This window comes from Microvirga puerhi (assembly GCF_020089865.1).
GTDB lineage: Bacteria > Pseudomonadota > Alphaproteobacteria > Rhizobiales > Beijerinckiaceae > Microvirga > Microvirga puerhi.
In genome coordinates this window covers 362,618-377,810 of record NZ_JAIRBM010000001.1, presented here as the reverse complement: position 1 = coordinate 377,810, position 15,193 = coordinate 362,618, and the positions used below count along the sequence as shown (strand labels likewise).

At 60.1% G+C, this 15,193-nt stretch carries 18 protein-coding genes and 1 tRNA gene; 7 read left to right on the top strand and 12 right to left on the bottom strand.

All coding sequences use genetic code 11. From position 1 onward, the window contains the following. Nucleotides 1-175: 175 nt before the first annotated feature. Entirely contained in the window at nucleotides 176-811 is a 636-nt protein-coding gene (locus K9B37_RS01780; protein ID WP_224311068.1) for a glutathione S-transferase family protein, read from the top strand. Nucleotides 812-815: 4 nt separating this feature from the next. Here the strand turns inward: K9B37_RS01780 and K9B37_RS01775 are convergent, their stop codons facing one another. Next, nucleotides 816-1,232: a PaaI family thioesterase gene (locus tag K9B37_RS01775; RefSeq protein ID WP_224311196.1), complete on the bottom strand. Its 417-nt coding sequence runs from the start codon at nucleotides 1,230-1,232 to the stop codon at nucleotides 816-818. A 72-nt stretch (nucleotides 1,233-1,304) separates the two neighbouring features. Here K9B37_RS01775 and K9B37_RS01770 point away from each other — a divergent pair, with 72 nt between their 5' ends. Both K9B37_RS01770 and K9B37_RS01765 read left to right on the top strand, forming a co-directional pair. Further along, nucleotides 1,305-1,832 (top strand): CoA-binding protein, encoded by a 528-nt coding sequence (locus K9B37_RS01770; RefSeq protein ID WP_224311067.1) that lies wholly within the window; start codon nucleotides 1,305-1,307, stop codon nucleotides 1,830-1,832. Nucleotides 1,833-2,110: 278 nt separating this feature from the next. Continuing rightward, complete coding sequence (locus K9B37_RS01765; RefSeq protein ID WP_224311066.1) at nucleotides 2,111-3,394, top strand: O-acetylhomoserine aminocarboxypropyltransferase; 1,284 nt, start codon at nucleotides 2,111-2,113, stop codon at nucleotides 3,392-3,394. A 155-nt stretch (nucleotides 3,395-3,549) separates the two neighbouring features. Here the strand turns inward: K9B37_RS01765 and K9B37_RS01760 are convergent, their stop codons facing one another. Continuing rightward, nucleotides 3,550-4,224, bottom strand: coding sequence for an AAA family ATPase (locus K9B37_RS01760; RefSeq protein ID WP_224311065.1), 675 nt, complete (start codon nucleotides 4,222-4,224; stop codon nucleotides 3,550-3,552). A gap of 286 nt (nucleotides 4,225-4,510) precedes the next feature. Here K9B37_RS01760 and K9B37_RS01755 point away from each other — a divergent pair, with 286 nt between their 5' ends. Next, the gene (locus K9B37_RS01755) at nucleotides 4,511-4,927 is read left to right on the top strand and encodes a DUF1236 domain-containing protein (protein ID WP_224311064.1); all 417 of its coding nucleotides are present in this window, start codon (nucleotides 4,511-4,513) and stop codon (nucleotides 4,925-4,927) included. A 63-nt stretch (nucleotides 4,928-4,990) separates the two neighbouring features. Here the strand turns inward: K9B37_RS01755 and K9B37_RS01750 are convergent, their stop codons facing one another. Continuing rightward, nucleotides 4,991-6,046: a COX15/CtaA family protein gene (locus K9B37_RS01750; RefSeq protein WP_224311195.1), complete on the bottom strand. Its 1,056-nt coding sequence runs from the start codon at nucleotides 6,044-6,046 to the stop codon at nucleotides 4,991-4,993. A 175-nt stretch (nucleotides 6,047-6,221) separates the two neighbouring features. On the opposite strand from K9B37_RS01750, the gene K9B37_RS01745 reads away from it, so the two are divergent. Continuing rightward, on the top strand, nucleotides 6,222-6,431 hold the full coding sequence (locus K9B37_RS01745) for a DUF2842 domain-containing protein (protein ID WP_224311063.1): 210 nt from the start codon (nucleotides 6,222-6,224) through the stop codon (nucleotides 6,429-6,431). A gap of 2 nt (nucleotides 6,432-6,433) precedes the next feature. Here the strand turns inward: K9B37_RS01745 and K9B37_RS01740 are convergent, their stop codons facing one another. The 5 genes from K9B37_RS01740 to K9B37_RS01720 form a co-directional block, all read right to left on the bottom strand. Continuing rightward, nucleotides 6,434-6,628: a hypothetical protein gene (locus K9B37_RS01740; protein WP_224311062.1), complete on the bottom strand. Its 195-nt coding sequence runs from the start codon at nucleotides 6,626-6,628 to the stop codon at nucleotides 6,434-6,436. A gap of 99 nt (nucleotides 6,629-6,727) precedes the next feature. Then, the gene (locus K9B37_RS01735) at nucleotides 6,728-7,093 is read right to left on the bottom strand and encodes a hypothetical protein (protein ID WP_224311061.1); all 366 of its coding nucleotides are present in this window, start codon (nucleotides 7,091-7,093) and stop codon (nucleotides 6,728-6,730) included. Between the two features lie 160 nt (nucleotides 7,094-7,253). Beyond that, nucleotides 7,254-8,297 (bottom strand): helix-turn-helix transcriptional regulator, encoded by a 1,044-nt coding sequence (locus tag K9B37_RS01730; RefSeq protein WP_224311060.1) that lies wholly within the window; start codon nucleotides 8,295-8,297, stop codon nucleotides 7,254-7,256. A gap of 17 nt (nucleotides 8,298-8,314) precedes the next feature. Beyond that, nucleotides 8,315-10,453, bottom strand: coding sequence for a sensor histidine kinase (locus K9B37_RS01725; protein WP_224311059.1), 2,139 nt, complete (start codon nucleotides 10,451-10,453; stop codon nucleotides 8,315-8,317). Nucleotides 10,454-10,458: 5 nt separating this feature from the next. Next, nucleotides 10,459-10,968, bottom strand: a complete 510-nt coding sequence (locus K9B37_RS01720; RefSeq protein ID WP_224311058.1) for a putative pterin-binding protein — start codon at nucleotides 10,966-10,968, stop codon at nucleotides 10,459-10,461. Between the two features lie 347 nt (nucleotides 10,969-11,315). Here K9B37_RS01720 and K9B37_RS01715 point away from each other — a divergent pair, with 347 nt between their 5' ends. After that, nucleotides 11,316-11,735: a BA14K family protein gene (locus K9B37_RS01715; RefSeq protein ID WP_224311057.1), complete on the top strand. Its 420-nt coding sequence runs from the start codon at nucleotides 11,316-11,318 to the stop codon at nucleotides 11,733-11,735. Nucleotides 11,736-11,790: 55 nt separating this feature from the next. Here K9B37_RS01715 and K9B37_RS01710 read toward each other — a convergent pair whose 3' ends face one another. Beyond that, the gene (locus tag K9B37_RS01710; protein ID WP_224311056.1) at nucleotides 11,791-12,156 is read right to left on the bottom strand and encodes an MliC family protein; all 366 of its coding nucleotides are present in this window, start codon (nucleotides 12,154-12,156) and stop codon (nucleotides 11,791-11,793) included. Nucleotides 12,157-12,431: 275 nt separating this feature from the next. Between K9B37_RS01710 and K9B37_RS01705 the strand changes: the two genes are divergently transcribed. Next, nucleotides 12,432-13,421, top strand: coding sequence for a ketopantoate reductase family protein (locus K9B37_RS01705; protein ID WP_224311055.1), 990 nt, complete (start codon nucleotides 12,432-12,434; stop codon nucleotides 13,419-13,421). Between the two features lie 97 nt (nucleotides 13,422-13,518). Here the strand turns inward: K9B37_RS01705 and K9B37_RS01700 are convergent, their stop codons facing one another. The 3 genes from K9B37_RS01700 to K9B37_RS01690 form a co-directional block, all read right to left on the bottom strand. After that, nucleotides 13,519-14,046: a cytochrome P460 family protein gene (locus K9B37_RS01700; protein WP_224311054.1), complete on the bottom strand. Its 528-nt coding sequence runs from the start codon at nucleotides 14,044-14,046 to the stop codon at nucleotides 13,519-13,521. Between the two features lie 488 nt (nucleotides 14,047-14,534). Continuing rightward, nucleotides 14,535-14,612 (bottom strand) — tRNA-Pro (locus tag K9B37_RS01695). 63 nt (nucleotides 14,613-14,675) lie between these two features. Further along, nucleotides 14,676-15,170, bottom strand: a complete 495-nt coding sequence (locus tag K9B37_RS01690; RefSeq protein ID WP_224311194.1) for a MerR family transcriptional regulator — start codon at nucleotides 15,168-15,170, stop codon at nucleotides 14,676-14,678. Nucleotides 15,171-15,193 lie beyond the last annotated feature (23 nt).

Below are 15,193 nucleotides of genomic sequence, written 5' to 3'. Positions count from 1 at the left end.
TGTCAACCGAAAAGCCGCCCATGCGAGACGTCAGAAATCCTTACAGCAAAAGGGTTTCCGGCAAATGGTATTAAAATACCACATTTATGGTAATATGCTACCACACGCCGCGCTGTTGGCATGGACGGCCGGTTTGGATTACGCTGCCTGCCGATCTTTCTAGGGCAGCATTCCCATGACCGAAGAACTCGTCTTCTACACCAATCCCATGTCGCGCGGGCGGATCATCCGCTGGATGCTGGAAGAGGTCGGCAAGCCCTACCGGACCGAGATCCTGGAATTCGGTACGACCATGAAGGCGCCCGAATATCTGGCCACCAATCCGATGGGAAAGGTCCCTGCCATCCGTCATGGAGAAACGGTCGTTACGGAAGGGGCCGCGATCTGCGCCTATCTGGCGGATGCGTTTCCCGAAACCAACCTTGCTCCTCCAACGAATGATCGCCGCCGCGCTCCCTATTATCGCTGGATGTTCTTCGCGGCTGGACCCGTAGAAGCTGCTCTGAGCAACAAGGCGCTTGGCCTCCAGGTGCCGCCGGAGCGCAAGGGCATGGTCGGCTATGGCTCCGTTGAGGACGTCACCAACACCCTGGAATACGCAGTTTCACAGTCAGACTACCTGACCGGCGACAGCTTCACGGCTGCGGATGTGTATGTCGGCTCGCAAATCGGCTGGGGCATGATGTTCGGCACGCTGGAGAAGCGCCCGGCCTTCGAACGCTACTGGCAGCGGATCTCCAGCCGCCCGGCCGCCATTCGAGCCCGCGAGATCGACGACGCGCTCGTGCCGAAGAAAGAGGCCGGCCAATAGATCGTCACCCACGCTCCGGGATCGAATAGGTCCCGGTCGCGTGACAGACGATTTCCTCGCTTCCCTCCGAGGCCATGGCTACCTCCCCCACCGCGAGCCGCTTGCCGAGCTTCAGAAGGCGGCACTCGGCAATCAGGGCCCGCTGCTCCGGCTTGCGAAGGAAGTTGAAATTGAGGCTCGTTGTCACCGCGAGGGCTACCGGCCCGATATGGGCGAGGATGGCGGCATAGAGCGCCAAATCCGCAAGCCCCATCATGGACGGGCCCGAAAGGGTGCCGCCTGGACGGAGATGGCGGTCGTGATAATCCATGCGCAGGCGGACCCGCAGAGGACCGACCTCCTCCACGTGATACGTGCGACCACCGAAATGGATCTGCGGAAATTCGCGATCGAGGAAGGCGCTCAGCTCCTCGCGGGTCATGACCGGCTGATGGGACGTGCGTGACACAATATGCTCATTGAACTACGGCAGTCTCTCCCATACGGTCCCGCCATGGATCACGACAATTACCCGAACGATTATATCCGCGGCATTCTGCAGAGCGTGAAGACCATTGCGCTCGTCGGCGCCTCCGCGAATCCCGCCCGCCCGAGCTGGATCGTCACCAAATATCTGCTCGAGCGCGGCTATGACGTGATTCCGGTCAATCCGGGCTTTGCCGGCAGCGAATTGCTCGGAAAGCCGGTCTATGCCTCCCTAAAGGACATCCCGCAGCCGATCGACATGGTCGAAATCTTCCGCAATTCGGAAGCGGCGGGACCGATCACGGACGAGGCGCTGCAATTGGATCCCCTGCCCAGAGTCGTCTGGATGCAACTGTCCGTGCGCAATGACGAGGCCGCGGCACGCGCCGAAGCGAAGGGCGTCAAGGTCGTGCTGGACCGTTGCCCCAAGATCGAGTTCGGCCGCCTCTCCGGCGAGATTTCCTGGCAGGGCGTCAACTCGCGGATGCTGAGCGCCAAGAAGCCCGTGCTTGCCGGCAAGGGCTTTCAGAAACTGAGCCTCAATCGGCCGCGATAGGAACGCACCCTCGTCATTCCGGGGCCGCGCAGCGGGGCCCGGAATCTATAGCCGCCGCGCTTTGCCAATAAGATGCGGCCGCTGCCCCGGTTCTTTATTCTGAATCGAAAGAGTTTATGGGTTTCCCCGCTTCGCGTGGCCCTGCGGGTCGGACTTGCCTGATGGCAATCCGGAATGACAGAACGCTTTTTGCCAAACCCACTGACGGCCTTCTTGACCGGACGAACGGTACGTTCTTTAAATAGAACAGACCATACCCGTAAGGAAGAAGGCTCCTCATGACTGATCGCCTGCCAGGTTTCGATACTCTTGCCATTCACGCGGGAGCCGCGCCGGACGCGGCCACCGGCGCCCGGGCGACGCCGATCTATCAGACCACATCCTTCGTGTTCGACGATGTAGATCATGCAGCTTCGCTTTTCGGTCTGCAGGCCTTCGGCAATATCTATTCCCGTATCGGCAATCCTACCTGCGCCGTGCTCGAAGAGCGGGTGGCGGCGCTGGAGGGCGGCACCGCTGCCCTTGCGGTGGCGTCCGGCCATGCTGCGGAATTTCTGGTCTTCCACACTCTGCTCCAGCCGGGCGATGAATTCGTCGCGGCCAAGAAGCTCTATGGCGGGTCCATCAACCAGTTCAACCATGCCTACAAGAACTTCGGCTGGAACGTCGTCTGGGCGGATTCCGACGACCCATCCTCGTTCGAGGCCGCCATCACACCGAAGACCAAAGCCATCTTCGTCGAGTCGATCGCCAATCCCGGCGGCGTGATCGTCGATCTGAAGGCTATCGCGGCCATCGCCAAGAAGCACCGCATTCCCTTCATCGTCGACAACACGATGGCATCGCCCTACCTGATCCGTCCCTTCGAGCACGGCGCCGACATCATCGTGCATTCGGCGACCAAGTTCCTGGGCGGCCATGGCAATTCCATCGGCGGTCTTATCGTGGACGGCGGCACATTCAACTTCGCCGGCGACGACCGTTATCCCATGCTCTCCAAGCCCCGGCCGGAATATGGCGGTATGGTGCTGGGCGAGACCTTCGGCAATTTCGGCTTCGCCATCGCCTGCCGCGTGCTCGGCCTGCGCGATCTCGGACCGGCGCTCTCACCCTTCAACGCGTTCCTGATCCTCAACGGCATCGAGACCCTGCCATTGCGCATGCAGCGGCACTCCGACAACGCCCTCGCGGTCGCAGAACATCTGGCGGCGCATGCGAAGATCTCCTGGGTCAGCTATCCGGGCCTTCGCACGGACCGCTATCACAACCTTGCCAAGCAGTACTGCCCCAAGGGTGCCGGCGCCGTGTTCACCTTCGGCCTCAAAGGCGGCTACGAGGCGGGCGTGAAGCTCGTCTCCAATCTGAAACTCTTCTCGCATCTCGCCAATATCGGCGACACGCGCTCTCTCGTAATCCATCCCGCATCGACCACGCATCGGCAGCTCACGGATGCTCAAAGGGTCCAGGCCGGCGCCGGACCGGAAGTCGTGCGCCTCTCTATCGGCCTGGAAGACAAGGACGACCTGATCGACGATCTGAATCAGGCGCTTGAGGCCGCTTGAACTGATGATGCTGGAGCTGTTTCACGTAAGTGCGACAGCTCTTTCTTTGCTGTGCAGCATTTCGTAGGCAATCTAAATCTTCCGAGCCGAAAAGTGCCCTAGCCTCAAATAAAAAGCGGCCCAACGGGCCGCTTTCCTTTTCGGTATGATCGTACTCAAGCAGCGGTACGCGTGCCTCGTCCCTTATAGGCGCCCTGCACAGCCTTGATCGACCTGTCGATGGCGGTCCAGAGGCGTCCCAACTCGTCCGCGGCGTATGAACCGGGATCGAACTCCTCTGCGCCCTCGCCTTCCGCGAGAGCCATCGAGAAGTCCGCGCGATGGGTGATCTGACCGGCCCAGACGGGAACTTTGAGAGCGTTGAGCGCCCCGCGTGCATCGGCAACGATGGGGGCTTCTTCTCCACCGCGCTTTGCCGGTGCGCCATTGATGACCGCGGCATAGGGTTTGCGCAGCTCACGGGCGATGGCGACCGTGTCCTGCACGGCGGCGATGTCGAACAGGCTCGGCCGAGTTGGAATGATCACCAAGGTCGCGTTGCGGATGGCTTCGACGACGATGGGCGACTTATTGGGAGGCGTATCGACCAGAACCCAATCATAGCCTTCGCTCCGCGCCGCTTTCAAAGTCTGGGTGAGATCGCGGGGATTGTGCTTCAGCGCCGGGTTCTCCTCGCCCCGGATCCGATGCCAGAACGACAGAGACCCCTGGGGATCGCTATCGATCAGAAGGGTCTTGCGTTCCGGGGTCGCGATATAGGTGGCGAGATGAGCCGCAAGCGTGCTCTTTCCGGAGCCACCCTTGCGTGACGCAAAAACCAGCACGTTCATGCTTTACTCCCGATAAGTCCGTTTCTGGATACGACCGGATGAGCCGAGTCTTCTAACACTGTTCCATTTAACAGGATAATTACCAAGTCCCCAAATGAAACGACTATTTTCCCTTTGGAAAACAGCCAAGCAGACTGCGTCTCGCGGTTTTGCCTCCCGTCAAAAGGTTCCATTTGGGTCGATAAAGAATTCGACAAGTTTTCCGTGAACATCGAATGAACAAGCGGAACCGCAGGTAAAGTTGGCCGTTGGAAGTCCGACTTTCACTGCTAAGGAGCACGATCTCATGTCGAAGAAACTTCTTCTCACCGGTGCCGTTCTTGTTGCCCTTACGCCTGCCGCCGCCTTCGCTCAGGATCCGGCCGCTGGCGGTGCTGCAGCCGGTGCGGCGACCGGCGCGGTCGGCGGCGCGATCGTCGGCGGCCCGGTGGGCGCTGCCGTGGGCGGCGTGACAGGTGCCATCGTCGGCGGCATCGTTGGCGATCAGCAGCCGAGGTTCCGTCAGTATGTGGTCACCCAGGACGTCCCGTCCTACGCCTATAGCCAGGAACTGCGTGTCGGCACGGTTCTACCGTCCAGCGGCGTAACCTATTACGAAGTTCCGGCCGAGTATGGCGTGCGTGGCTATCGCTACACCGTAGTGAATAACACTCCGGTCCTGGTTGAGCCCAGCTCTCATCGCGTGGTTCAGATCATCCGCTAACTACAGCAGGATCGATCGAAGAGAGGGCAGCTTAGGCTGCCCTTTTCTTTGTGCCTCTGTATTTTAAGCGACGGCGTCCCGGCTGACGCGGGTGTGAACGACAGCCATGCTGAGAACCACCATGGCGAAGACTTGATGCAGCAGCCCGGCCCACAACGGGACGACCAGAAGCAGCGTCGCAATCCCGAGCACCATCTGCCCGATGGCAAGTCCTGCAACAGCCCTTGCCCGGCGTCCGGCTTTGGAAGCGGGAGCCCGCCGGCTGACGGACCAGACATGCCACAGGGCCAAGATCACGATGCCATAGGCCACGATCCGGTGGTTGAATTGCACGAGAGCGAGATTATCGACGAAGTTCTCGATCCATGGCGTGACGCTGAACAGCACTGAGCCGGGGGGCACGACGCTGCCATCCATCAAAGGCCACGTATTGTAGGTAAAGCCCGCCTTCGAGCCTGCCACGAGACCGCCAAGGGCAATCTGGAGCAGGACGAGGCATGCCAGGACCGCAGGAACGGCGCCGAGCCTGGGCTCAATTTGCGCCTCGGTTGGCTCATGCTTCCGCAGTCCAGCCGCGACCCAGACGAGGCAGGCCAGGATGACGCTCGCGACAGTCAGGTGAAGGGCAAGCTTGATTGGTGCGACCGCTGTCATTCCCGGCTCGAGGCCGGACGCCACCATGATCCAGCCGACCGCTCCTTGGAGCCCGCCCAACGCGCCAATTCCGAGGAGAGTCAGTGCAAGGCGTCCCTTGATGGCTCCGCGCCACCAGAAGAAGACGAGCGGCAGAAAGAACACGAGGCCGATCAGGCGACCCAGCTGGCGATGCCCCCACTCCCAGGCATAGATGAACTTGAACTCGCCGAGGGTCATTCCCTTGTTGACGAGTTCGTATTGCGGGATTTGGCGATATTTCTCGAACTCCGCCACCCAGGCCTGCTCGGTCAGAGGCGGGATGGCTCCCGTCACGGGCTTCCATTCGGTGATGGAAAGGCCGGAGCCTGTGAGGCGCGTAGCGCCACCGACCGCTATCATGGCGATGACAAGGGCCGCGAGCACGTAGAGCCATGTCCGCACTGCGAAAAGAGTCCGCGCGGTGGAAGGACCCGACAACGCCATGCCCTCGGGCGAGGCTGCGACAGCCATACTCACTCTCTCGATGAATTTGGGCTTGAACCCGGGATACCGGCTGTCACATAGAGGTTGCGGCTCTTCGAGGCAATTCTAGCCGGTGACGCACCTCCCGGTCCTGGAATTTTGCCGGTCCCGGAATTTTGGATGAAGGATCAAGGTCATGGGCATGCGTACACGCAAGCTGATCGGCACGGTCGTGATGATGATCTTCATCGCGTTCTACGTGCTGTTCGCTATGGCAGTTGCCGAGGGCCGCATTACTGAAGCGCCCAAGCCTATGCAGACCATCGCCTATATCGTGCTTGGATTGATCTGGATCGTGCCCCTGCTTCCCCTGATCCGCTGGATGGGCAAGCCGGACAAAGTATAGGCTCAGCCGCCGCCGATCTCTTCGAGGACGATTCCCGTCCCGCCACAAATCGGGCACGCGCGATTACCGATCTTCCCGCTGCCGTTACATTCCCGGCAAATATTCTCGCCAATGCCGGGAGTATCTGAGGCGCCCTCGTCCCCTGGATTGAGCTTGGTGCCGTGAGGCATGGCCGATGTATCTTTGGGCTGGGTCATTTTCGCCGCTCGCATTGATCTCGCCGCAGATCAACGCTGCCCTGGAATCAGGGTTGCCTCAGCTACAAAAGAAAAAGGCCCGCGATGCGGGCCTTACCTTCAATGGCAGACTGTCCGGCGGCGAGGCTGCCAGCCCCAGCCCGGGACCCACTCGCTATACCGGTCCGTAAAGCAGCGCTCTACGTAGACGGGGGCTGGCGGCGGATAATAGACAGGCGAAGCTTCCTCTACATACACCGGAGCCGGGGGCGGCGGGGCATAGACGGGGCCCGCAACAGGCGCGGCATAAGCGGGGCTCTGCGAGGCGGCAATGGCGCCTCCGACAGCGAGACCGCCCAAGACGCCAAGAGCGGCCGCAGCGCCGGGAGACAGACGATCACGGGCAGCGGCTGGCTCGATCGAGGCAGCACTCGTCACGAGGGCCGCGGCCAGAACGGCACCGGAAATCAGTCGAGAGAACTTCATGAACGTCACCTTGCGTCACGCAGAGACCGAAGGCCCCTGCCCGATTCGATGGCAACATTTATATGGAGGAAAACCTCTCTGGAAGCTGAACGAATCGTGGCAGAGACGTGGCTAAGCTTGCCGCCTCGCAACATGGTAACTCATGTATTAAAGCTGCTTATCAGTCGCCTGCCGTCCTCAGCGGCACCGAGAGCAGGACACGGATCAGATCAGCCTGGCGGTTCGTTTCGGTCTTTCTGAACAGGTTCTTCAGATGGAAAACGACAGTCGTCTGGGCGACATCGAGTTCCTCGGCAATCTGATCGAGACGCTTTCCATCGATCAACATGAGGGCCACGCGCGTTTCGGATGGCGTGAGATTATAGAGACGCACGAGGGTCTCGCCGGATACCTTGGTGCGCTGCTCGGTGTCGATCAGGAGAAGCACGACCGCCTCGGGCTTTTCTTCTGCTGAGAAGCGCTGTCCCGGAATCAGCACGAGATAAGGCCTGCCGCCCGAGAGGCGTTGGAAGGACACGATCTCGTCGAGGGATTCCTCATGGAAAGCCTTCACGATGCTTTCATGAAGCTTCGCATTCGTCTTGGGAACAGCGCCCTTGAGAATGCCTTGGGATACGCCTAGGCCGTCATCCTCCGCCAGGATGCGCTCAGCCTCCTTGTTCATGAGGCGCACGCTCCCCTTCTCATCCACGACCACGACCCCGACCAGGAAGCGATCGAATGCGAAGGTCGCCTTGTACAGCGCTTCCGCCGTGCGGCCGCGGGACGATTGCAGAATCTCCTGCCATGCCTCCTCGGCACGCTGAACGGCACTCTTCTGGACCCGAGCTACTTGGTTCAATCGCGCCGCCACGGTGGCGAGAAGGATTTCGTAGTCGATCGGCTTTACCAGGTAGTCGTCGGCTCCGGCCTGCTTGCCGACGAGCACGTCGTTCCGATCAGCCAAGGCGGTCAGGAAGATGAACGGGACATCGGCCAGCTCGCCGCGCTCGCGCATGGCCTTGAGCACGTCATAGCCACCAAGCCCCGGCATCGTGATGTCGCACAGGACAAGGTCTGGCCTGTGCTTCTTGAGCACCGTGAGGGCCTCGCTGCCGTTCGCAGCCTGAATGACATTGTAATGGGCGGATTCCAGCTCCTCCGCGATGTCGGTGCGCAGATCGTCCTCGTCCTCGATGCACAAAATGGTCTGACGGGCATCCATTGTTTTTTAGGCCCCTTTCATGCCGCCTGCTGCGATTGATCGACATTCGACGTCGGCAGGTCGAACGTGAACAGCGATCCCGCAGCCTCGTAACTTTCCACCTGAATCTCGCCCCCATGCAAGTGCATGATTTTTTGAGCGAAATTCAAACCGATCCCGGTCCCTGCAATTCCGGTTGCCGTCCGGGCGCGATAAAACCGGTCGAAGATCCTGGACAATTCGTCCGCAGGAATGCCGATGCCCCAGTCCCGGACGGAGCAAAAGGCGCGGGAACCATCCATCCAGATCTTCACCTCGACGACTGGGTTCTCGCCCGAATATTTCACGGCATTCGACAGCAGATTGATGACGACCTGTTCGATCAACATGCTGTCGCAATAGACCTGAACCGATGCACCTGGCGCATCGAAGCGAATTTCCGCATGCGAACTCAGCTCACGCTGCCGTTCGCAGATATCCCAAACGAGATCCACGAGATTGCAGGACGCGGGATTCAACTCCATGCGGCCGGCATCGAGTTTGGCCGCGTTCAAGACGCTTTCCACAAGCCGTGTCAGCCGCTTCGTCGCACTTCTGATGCGCTGAACCCGAACGACCAGCTCCTCCTCGGTCATGGCCTGCCCGCGCCGAAGGATTCGCTGAGCACTCGAATCGAGAATGGCGAGTGGCGTCCGGAACTGGTGCGACACCATCGAGACGAAGTTCCGATAGGCGCCGGTAGTTTCCCGCTCCCGGTCGAGAGCCGATTGGAGAGCGCGCGCTGCCTGCTTGTAGCCGGAAATATCCGTCAAACGGACGAAGATCGTTCCGCCATCTACGGTTGCAACGGAAAGATGAGCCCATTGATCGGCACGGATCAGCAGATCGAGCTCGATGTCCTCGAATTGATCGTCTCTTGCGAGAAGTCTCTCATCCGCGCCTTCGCACATGGCGAAGCAGCGAAGGAAGATACTCAGTGTCATCTCCTCGGCACACCACACCATGACCGGTTCGGCGGAACGGATCTTCTCGTTCGCGAAGAGAAGCTTTCCGGTCCAGTCGAAGGCTGCGAAACCATCGGGTGCGGTCTCGATTGCGGCAATCAGGCGCCGCTCCGCCTGCAGGAGGGCGGCCGTGCGTTGCTGGACCTTGATCTCAAGATCGAAGTTCTGGCGCTCCGCCTGTTTTCGGGCCGCCCATTGCTCGGTGATGTCGCGAATGAAGGCGATGCCGAGTCGCCGCTCAGCGATATGGAGCGGGAAGCAGTTGATCTCCAAACACCGCTCCTGCCCCTCGGGTGAATGCCCCTCGTCCTCGAGAATGGCGCTGGTCCCATAGATCGCCTCCGTCAGAGAGCGGACGATATTGGGCTTCGCGAAGATCGGCGCGAGAGACTGGAGGTTGTGCCCGACGGTATTGTCGGGGTTAAGGCCAAGCAACCCCTCCATGCCGGGATTCCAGAGCAGGCAGCTGAGCTGCTCGTCGAAGATGATGATGCCCTGATTGCTGATGTTGTTGATGACGAGATCAGAGAGCTCCTGCTCCTGACGAAGGAGCCGCTTGGCCTGGGTCGCCTCATGCACGCCTTTGAAGAGCCGCAACAACAGGAACGAAGCGCTCAGGACGATCCCGATGACGAAGGCGAGGCTCTCGAAAACGACTCGGAGGTACATGGAGCGCTTCGCCGCCCCCTGCTCCCGGTTCAGGAGCATGACCTTGTTGGCCACGTCCCTCAGATCCTGTGCAAGCGTTCGCGCCTCGCCGCGCATCTGCAGGGCAGCCTGAGGGACGAGATGCTCGCGCACCAGGGGCTCCGCCAATGTCAGCTGAAGATAGGCCCGCTTGAGGTCACCGAGTTGCCCGAACTGTTCGACCAAACGGCCCTGCGGCCCTTCCAGAAGGACAGAGAGGCGGCTGATCAGGATGGCAATCCGGAAGTCCGGCGCCTGTTCGGGATCGCTGAACGGCTCCCCTGCGGCCTCGCGTGCGAGGCTTTCGGCGAACAGCGTGGCTTCGTACTGTGTCTGCGTGATCTGCCACAGATTGGTGTGGGTATCCTCGGTACGCAGATCGTTCTCGACCTCGAGGAGGCGCGCGACCGTAAACACGAGGCACGCGACCATGCTGGCAATCGCGACCAAGGTGATGAGGGCCGTCCTGTAACTTCTCCAACTCACCGCCGTCATCGCTCAATATGCAATCGGTTCAGCTGCCAGACCCAACGTGATTCATACAGGGTGTGGTGCAACTCATCGTAATCATCACGGGGATAGACAATCCACAACGGCCCCCTGTCGCGAAGGGCCAGCACACGACCATCTGCCTTCATCGCGAGCAAAGGAGAGTACTTCAAGTCGCTAAAGGGGATACTGATCTTGTAGTCGTTCAGGGCCGAGGCGATCATCGACGTCCCCCGGGCCCCGACTCTGTCGAGTACGGCCTTCATGGGAACGCCCTCGAAGTGCTGCACGTAGTCCGTCCAGACGCTTCCGGTCGTAATGGAAGCCGTCCCGAGGGCTTCGAGCATCGCCCGGTCGAATCGGGCCTGTCCCAGTGCATTGGTCTGCTCGATTTCTCCGGTGATCGTCAAAATCACCGGCCCTTCCGGCTGCGGCAAAGCATCCGCAGCGCGCACTGGCGCTCCACGGACCAAACTGAAAATAATCAAAAGAAACAACGCGATCTTACGCATCTATGCCCCACCAGACACAACTTGATAACATAAACAAAGTTTTTATTAATCATATTTTTCGCCGCAATCTGAATCAAACGGACGTTCCCTAAAGGTCCTCAGCTCTTGTGGTGGCTATACTGATAAGCTTCCCCTCGGGTTCTGCCGACATTCAGCGCTTCTTAGTCGGATGAGACGTCGCTCGATGTGCCCTCAAGCACGGAAAGCATAGCCGTTTTCGGCCATCTTCCGCTGCGTCTGAGCGGACACCGCGGCTCATTGTGCCGCTAATCCGTTTCAGGCTATAGTAAAGCTCGATATTCCCAATGGCTGGGTCCTTCAGCCATCATGCAATCCAGGAGTAAGCAATGCGCAAGTTTCTTGCGGCTGTGATTAGTGCGGCCACACTCGCGACATCCTTGCCCGCAAGCGCTGACATGCTGCCGCGGCCGTCTCTGCCCGACGTACAGAAGCCATATCCAAACGAAAGCTATTCTCAGTATTACTACCGTCGAGGCTATTACTATGGGCGGCCCTATTACGGGCGCCCTTATTATAGGGACAACGGGGCCGCAGTTGCGGCAGGTGTCGCTGGCGTCGCCGCTGGTGCGCTGATTGCCGGAGCGATTGCCAACTCTGCTCAAGCACAACCCGCCGCTCCTCCGCCTCCCGGCACGGTCAGCCCCACCGTGGCCGCCTATTGCGCCAAGAAGTACCGCTCCTACGACCCGGTGACCGGAACCTTCCTGGCCAACAACGGCATGCGCTACGTCTGCACTTATCCGTAATCTGCCAATCGTCGGGCGCGGCCATTGAGCGCCGCGCCCCTCTCGGCAGCCGAGATCAACGGACCTTACAGGTCGTCGCCTTGCCTTGGCGTGTCAGGGTGGCATTTCGGCCCCTGATCCAGAACTCCAACATTCCCTTGCTATAGCGGCCCCCGTCAGCGGAAATGACCTGAGGCAAAATTGTCTCGGGCGCGGTCCCCGCAAACTTGAGCTTCACAGAACCAGGACCGTTCTGAACGAGTGAAAAGACGACCTTGAGCCGCGTCCCGTCAGCACAGGCATAGGAAACGGCGTTCGGCGCCGCCAAGGCAGCGCTGCTGCCGAGAAGCCCAATAACAATTGCGGCAGGCGCGAGCAGACGGAGAACAATGCGATCAGCCCGCCAATGATGGCCGCTCGATGTTTGTCGGAAAGATATCATTTCGACACGATACAGTTGTGATTAGCCCCGCTTGGACCAAGCGCGTTTAAGCGTTGCCGATGGGTGCGCCATTGTCAAACCAGATTGGGGAGACAGCATCGGAGGGCCTTCTCCTGGCAGAATGGCGCCGCCCCGACATACCGTTGAGGTGTGCGCAGTTCCGGCTTGCAACCTGCGCTCTTTCCGACACTACCACCTACGCTTCATATTGGGAGAGGAACCGGCAGGAAGCGGCGGCGCCTCGGTACCGGCCTGCCGCATATTTGAGGAATGTCATGCGGATCATCGTTTATGGCGTAGGTGGAATCGGCGGCACGGTTGCAGCAGCCTCGGCTCTCTCCGGACAAGAGGTCATCGGCATCGCCCGCGGTGCACAGCTTGAGGCCATCCGGAACAATGGTTTGCTGTTGCGCACACCTGAGAGAGCATCGCGCGCACATTTTCCATGTGTTGAGGATCCGACGGAAATCACCTTTCGTTCGGATGACGCCATTCTGCTGTCAATGAAGACCCAGGACACCCTCCCCGCCCTGGAACGTCTGCGGGCAGCGGGGGTAGCGGAGCAGCCCATCTTTTGCGTCCAGAACGGCGTTTCCAACGAGCGCTTCGCGCTCCGCCGTTTTCCGGAAGTCCACGGGGTCACGGTCATGATGCCGGCGACTCTCACCGCACCAGGCGAAGTCTGCGCGTTCTCAACGCCGCGCCATGGGATCTTCGATATCGGTCGGTACCCGAGCTGCCGAAACAGCCACGACGATGCGCTGGCTCAGGCGCTCGAAGCCGCAAACATCGCTGCCTTCGTCATGTCAGACGTGATGCAAAGCAAGTATGGCAAGCTGATCCTCAATCTCCGCAACATCCTGGAGGCTGCGCTCGGTCTCGAAGCCGACTACGGACGTTTTGACGCCCTGCTCCGCAACGAGGCCGAAACTGCCTTCAAAGCTGCCGGCATTGTATGGCGCGATTTCGGCGGCTCTGATCCGCGGCGTGAACAACTGATGCGCTCTCGTCCTATCGAAGGAGTCCACCGCTCCGGCGGATCGACGACGCAGAGTCTCGCCCGTGGTTCCGGCTCAATCGAAACGGATTACCTGAACGGCGAGATCGTACTATTGGGCCGGCTCCATGGGGTGCCAACTCCCGCGAATGCCTACTTCGTGGATCTGGGGGCACGGATGATCCGCGAGAAGCTCAAGCCCGGATCGATACCGATTGCCCAGGTTGAAGCCGAACTCAAGGCGGCCGGCGTGGTCGATCGCTTCTGATCGGTATTGCGAAGGCGCCAAGCCGATGAGATGCGCCACCGAACGTCGCTGACGCGAGACCAAGTTTGGGTCATCCGGGCCCGGTGTCTCGCTCGGCTCAACGCTTCTGGTACGGGTGGAAAATGTAGTCCTTCGCCTTCACGGCCATATGGCACGCGTGCCCGCAATCCGAGGGGCTGGGATCGGCTGTGAATTTATCGGACGCAGCTTCGTAATTGAACAGCGCATAGCCCCATCCGCCGCTGTCCGGAAATCTCTTGCTGTCCTTTTCAATGACGAAAGCCTGCGTGAAGACATCCGGCACATCAACGACGAAGGGTGCCTCAGCGCTCTTCTTCGGCCGCCACTGGAGCTTCACGATCTTGGAGCCATCCGGGAAGGGCTGGCCGTTGCCCGGAACGCCGGCCTTGTAGGCCTGAATCATGATTGGATTGGCGACAATGACCTTGAGCACTTCGTCGGTCCGGGCGGAAGAGACCACCGCCCAATCCTCGTATCCCCTGAAGTCGGAGAATGCGATTCCGCTCGGCGATACCAGAGAATATTTGTCCTGCGCGTAAACGGCCGAGCCCAGGACAAGCGCGGCTGTCGCGATGCCAATTGTGAACCTGCTTCTACGCCGCATAGCTGACCCTCTCGCAACGGTCATGGATGAGCTTATGCACCCGGCGATTCGAACGTCACGGTCCGCGCAGCAAGAACCGCCACCACGATGTTACCAGATGCAGCGCGGGAAGCGATGGCCCGAAGGTGTAGGCGCAGCCCCTCGCGTCATGAAGCGGAGCACGCGGAATAAGCATACGGCCCCCCGAGCATCACGATGGCAGAGAGACCCACGAGGCCAGCAAGTTCAAGGACGATCTCCACTTCCACGACTTGCGCGGAACAGCTGTCACAATGCTCGCAGAGGCAGGCTGTATTGTCCCGGAGATTGTAACCTTGACAGGTCACTCACAGGCACACGCTCAGAAGATTTTGGATCGCTATCTCCCACGCACTCGCACCCTTGCCGAATCGGCCATCGCGAAGTTGGACGAACACTGCAGGAACAAGTCTCTGCAAAACGCTAGGTGAGAAGCTTGGCTTTCAGGGGAAATAAGCCTTAAAATTCAATGGTCGGAGCGAGAGGATTTGAACCTCCGACCCCTAGTCCCCCAGACTAGTGCGCTAACCGGGCTGCGCTACGCTCCGACTGACGCGCCATATAAGCCGACAATCCGCCGGACGCAATCTCTGATGCGCGAAACAGGCATCTTATTCGTTGATGCCGGGTTCAGCAGGAGCGCGCAGCGTGTCGAGAACGCGCTCGCATTCGCGAAGCTCCTCAAGAGCCGCATGGAGGCGGCTCCAATCGGCGTCGACAGCCGCCGCTTCGGCCTCCGGCCCGTCCTCGGCGTAGATGGCGGATGTCCCATCATCGGGAAAATCGGTTTCGACCGCAGTGTCGATTTGCGCAGGGCTCGCCGCGACGGATTGCTCGCCCCTTCCCACCGCCTGAACGAAGCGAACGCCCTCCTCCTTGAGAATGCGTTGCACGCCCTTGATGGTATAACCTTCTCCGTAGAGAAGGTGGCGAATACCCTTGAGGAGATCAATGTCGTCGGGCCGGTAGTAGCGGCGTCCACCGCCCCGCTTGAGAGGGCGGATTGCCGCGAACCGCGTCTCCCAGAAGCGCAGGACATGCTGCGGCAGATCGAGATCCTCCGCGACCTCACTGATGGTGCGAAAGGCATCTGGGCTCTTGTCCATGGCGCTGCCAGCCACGGGACGGC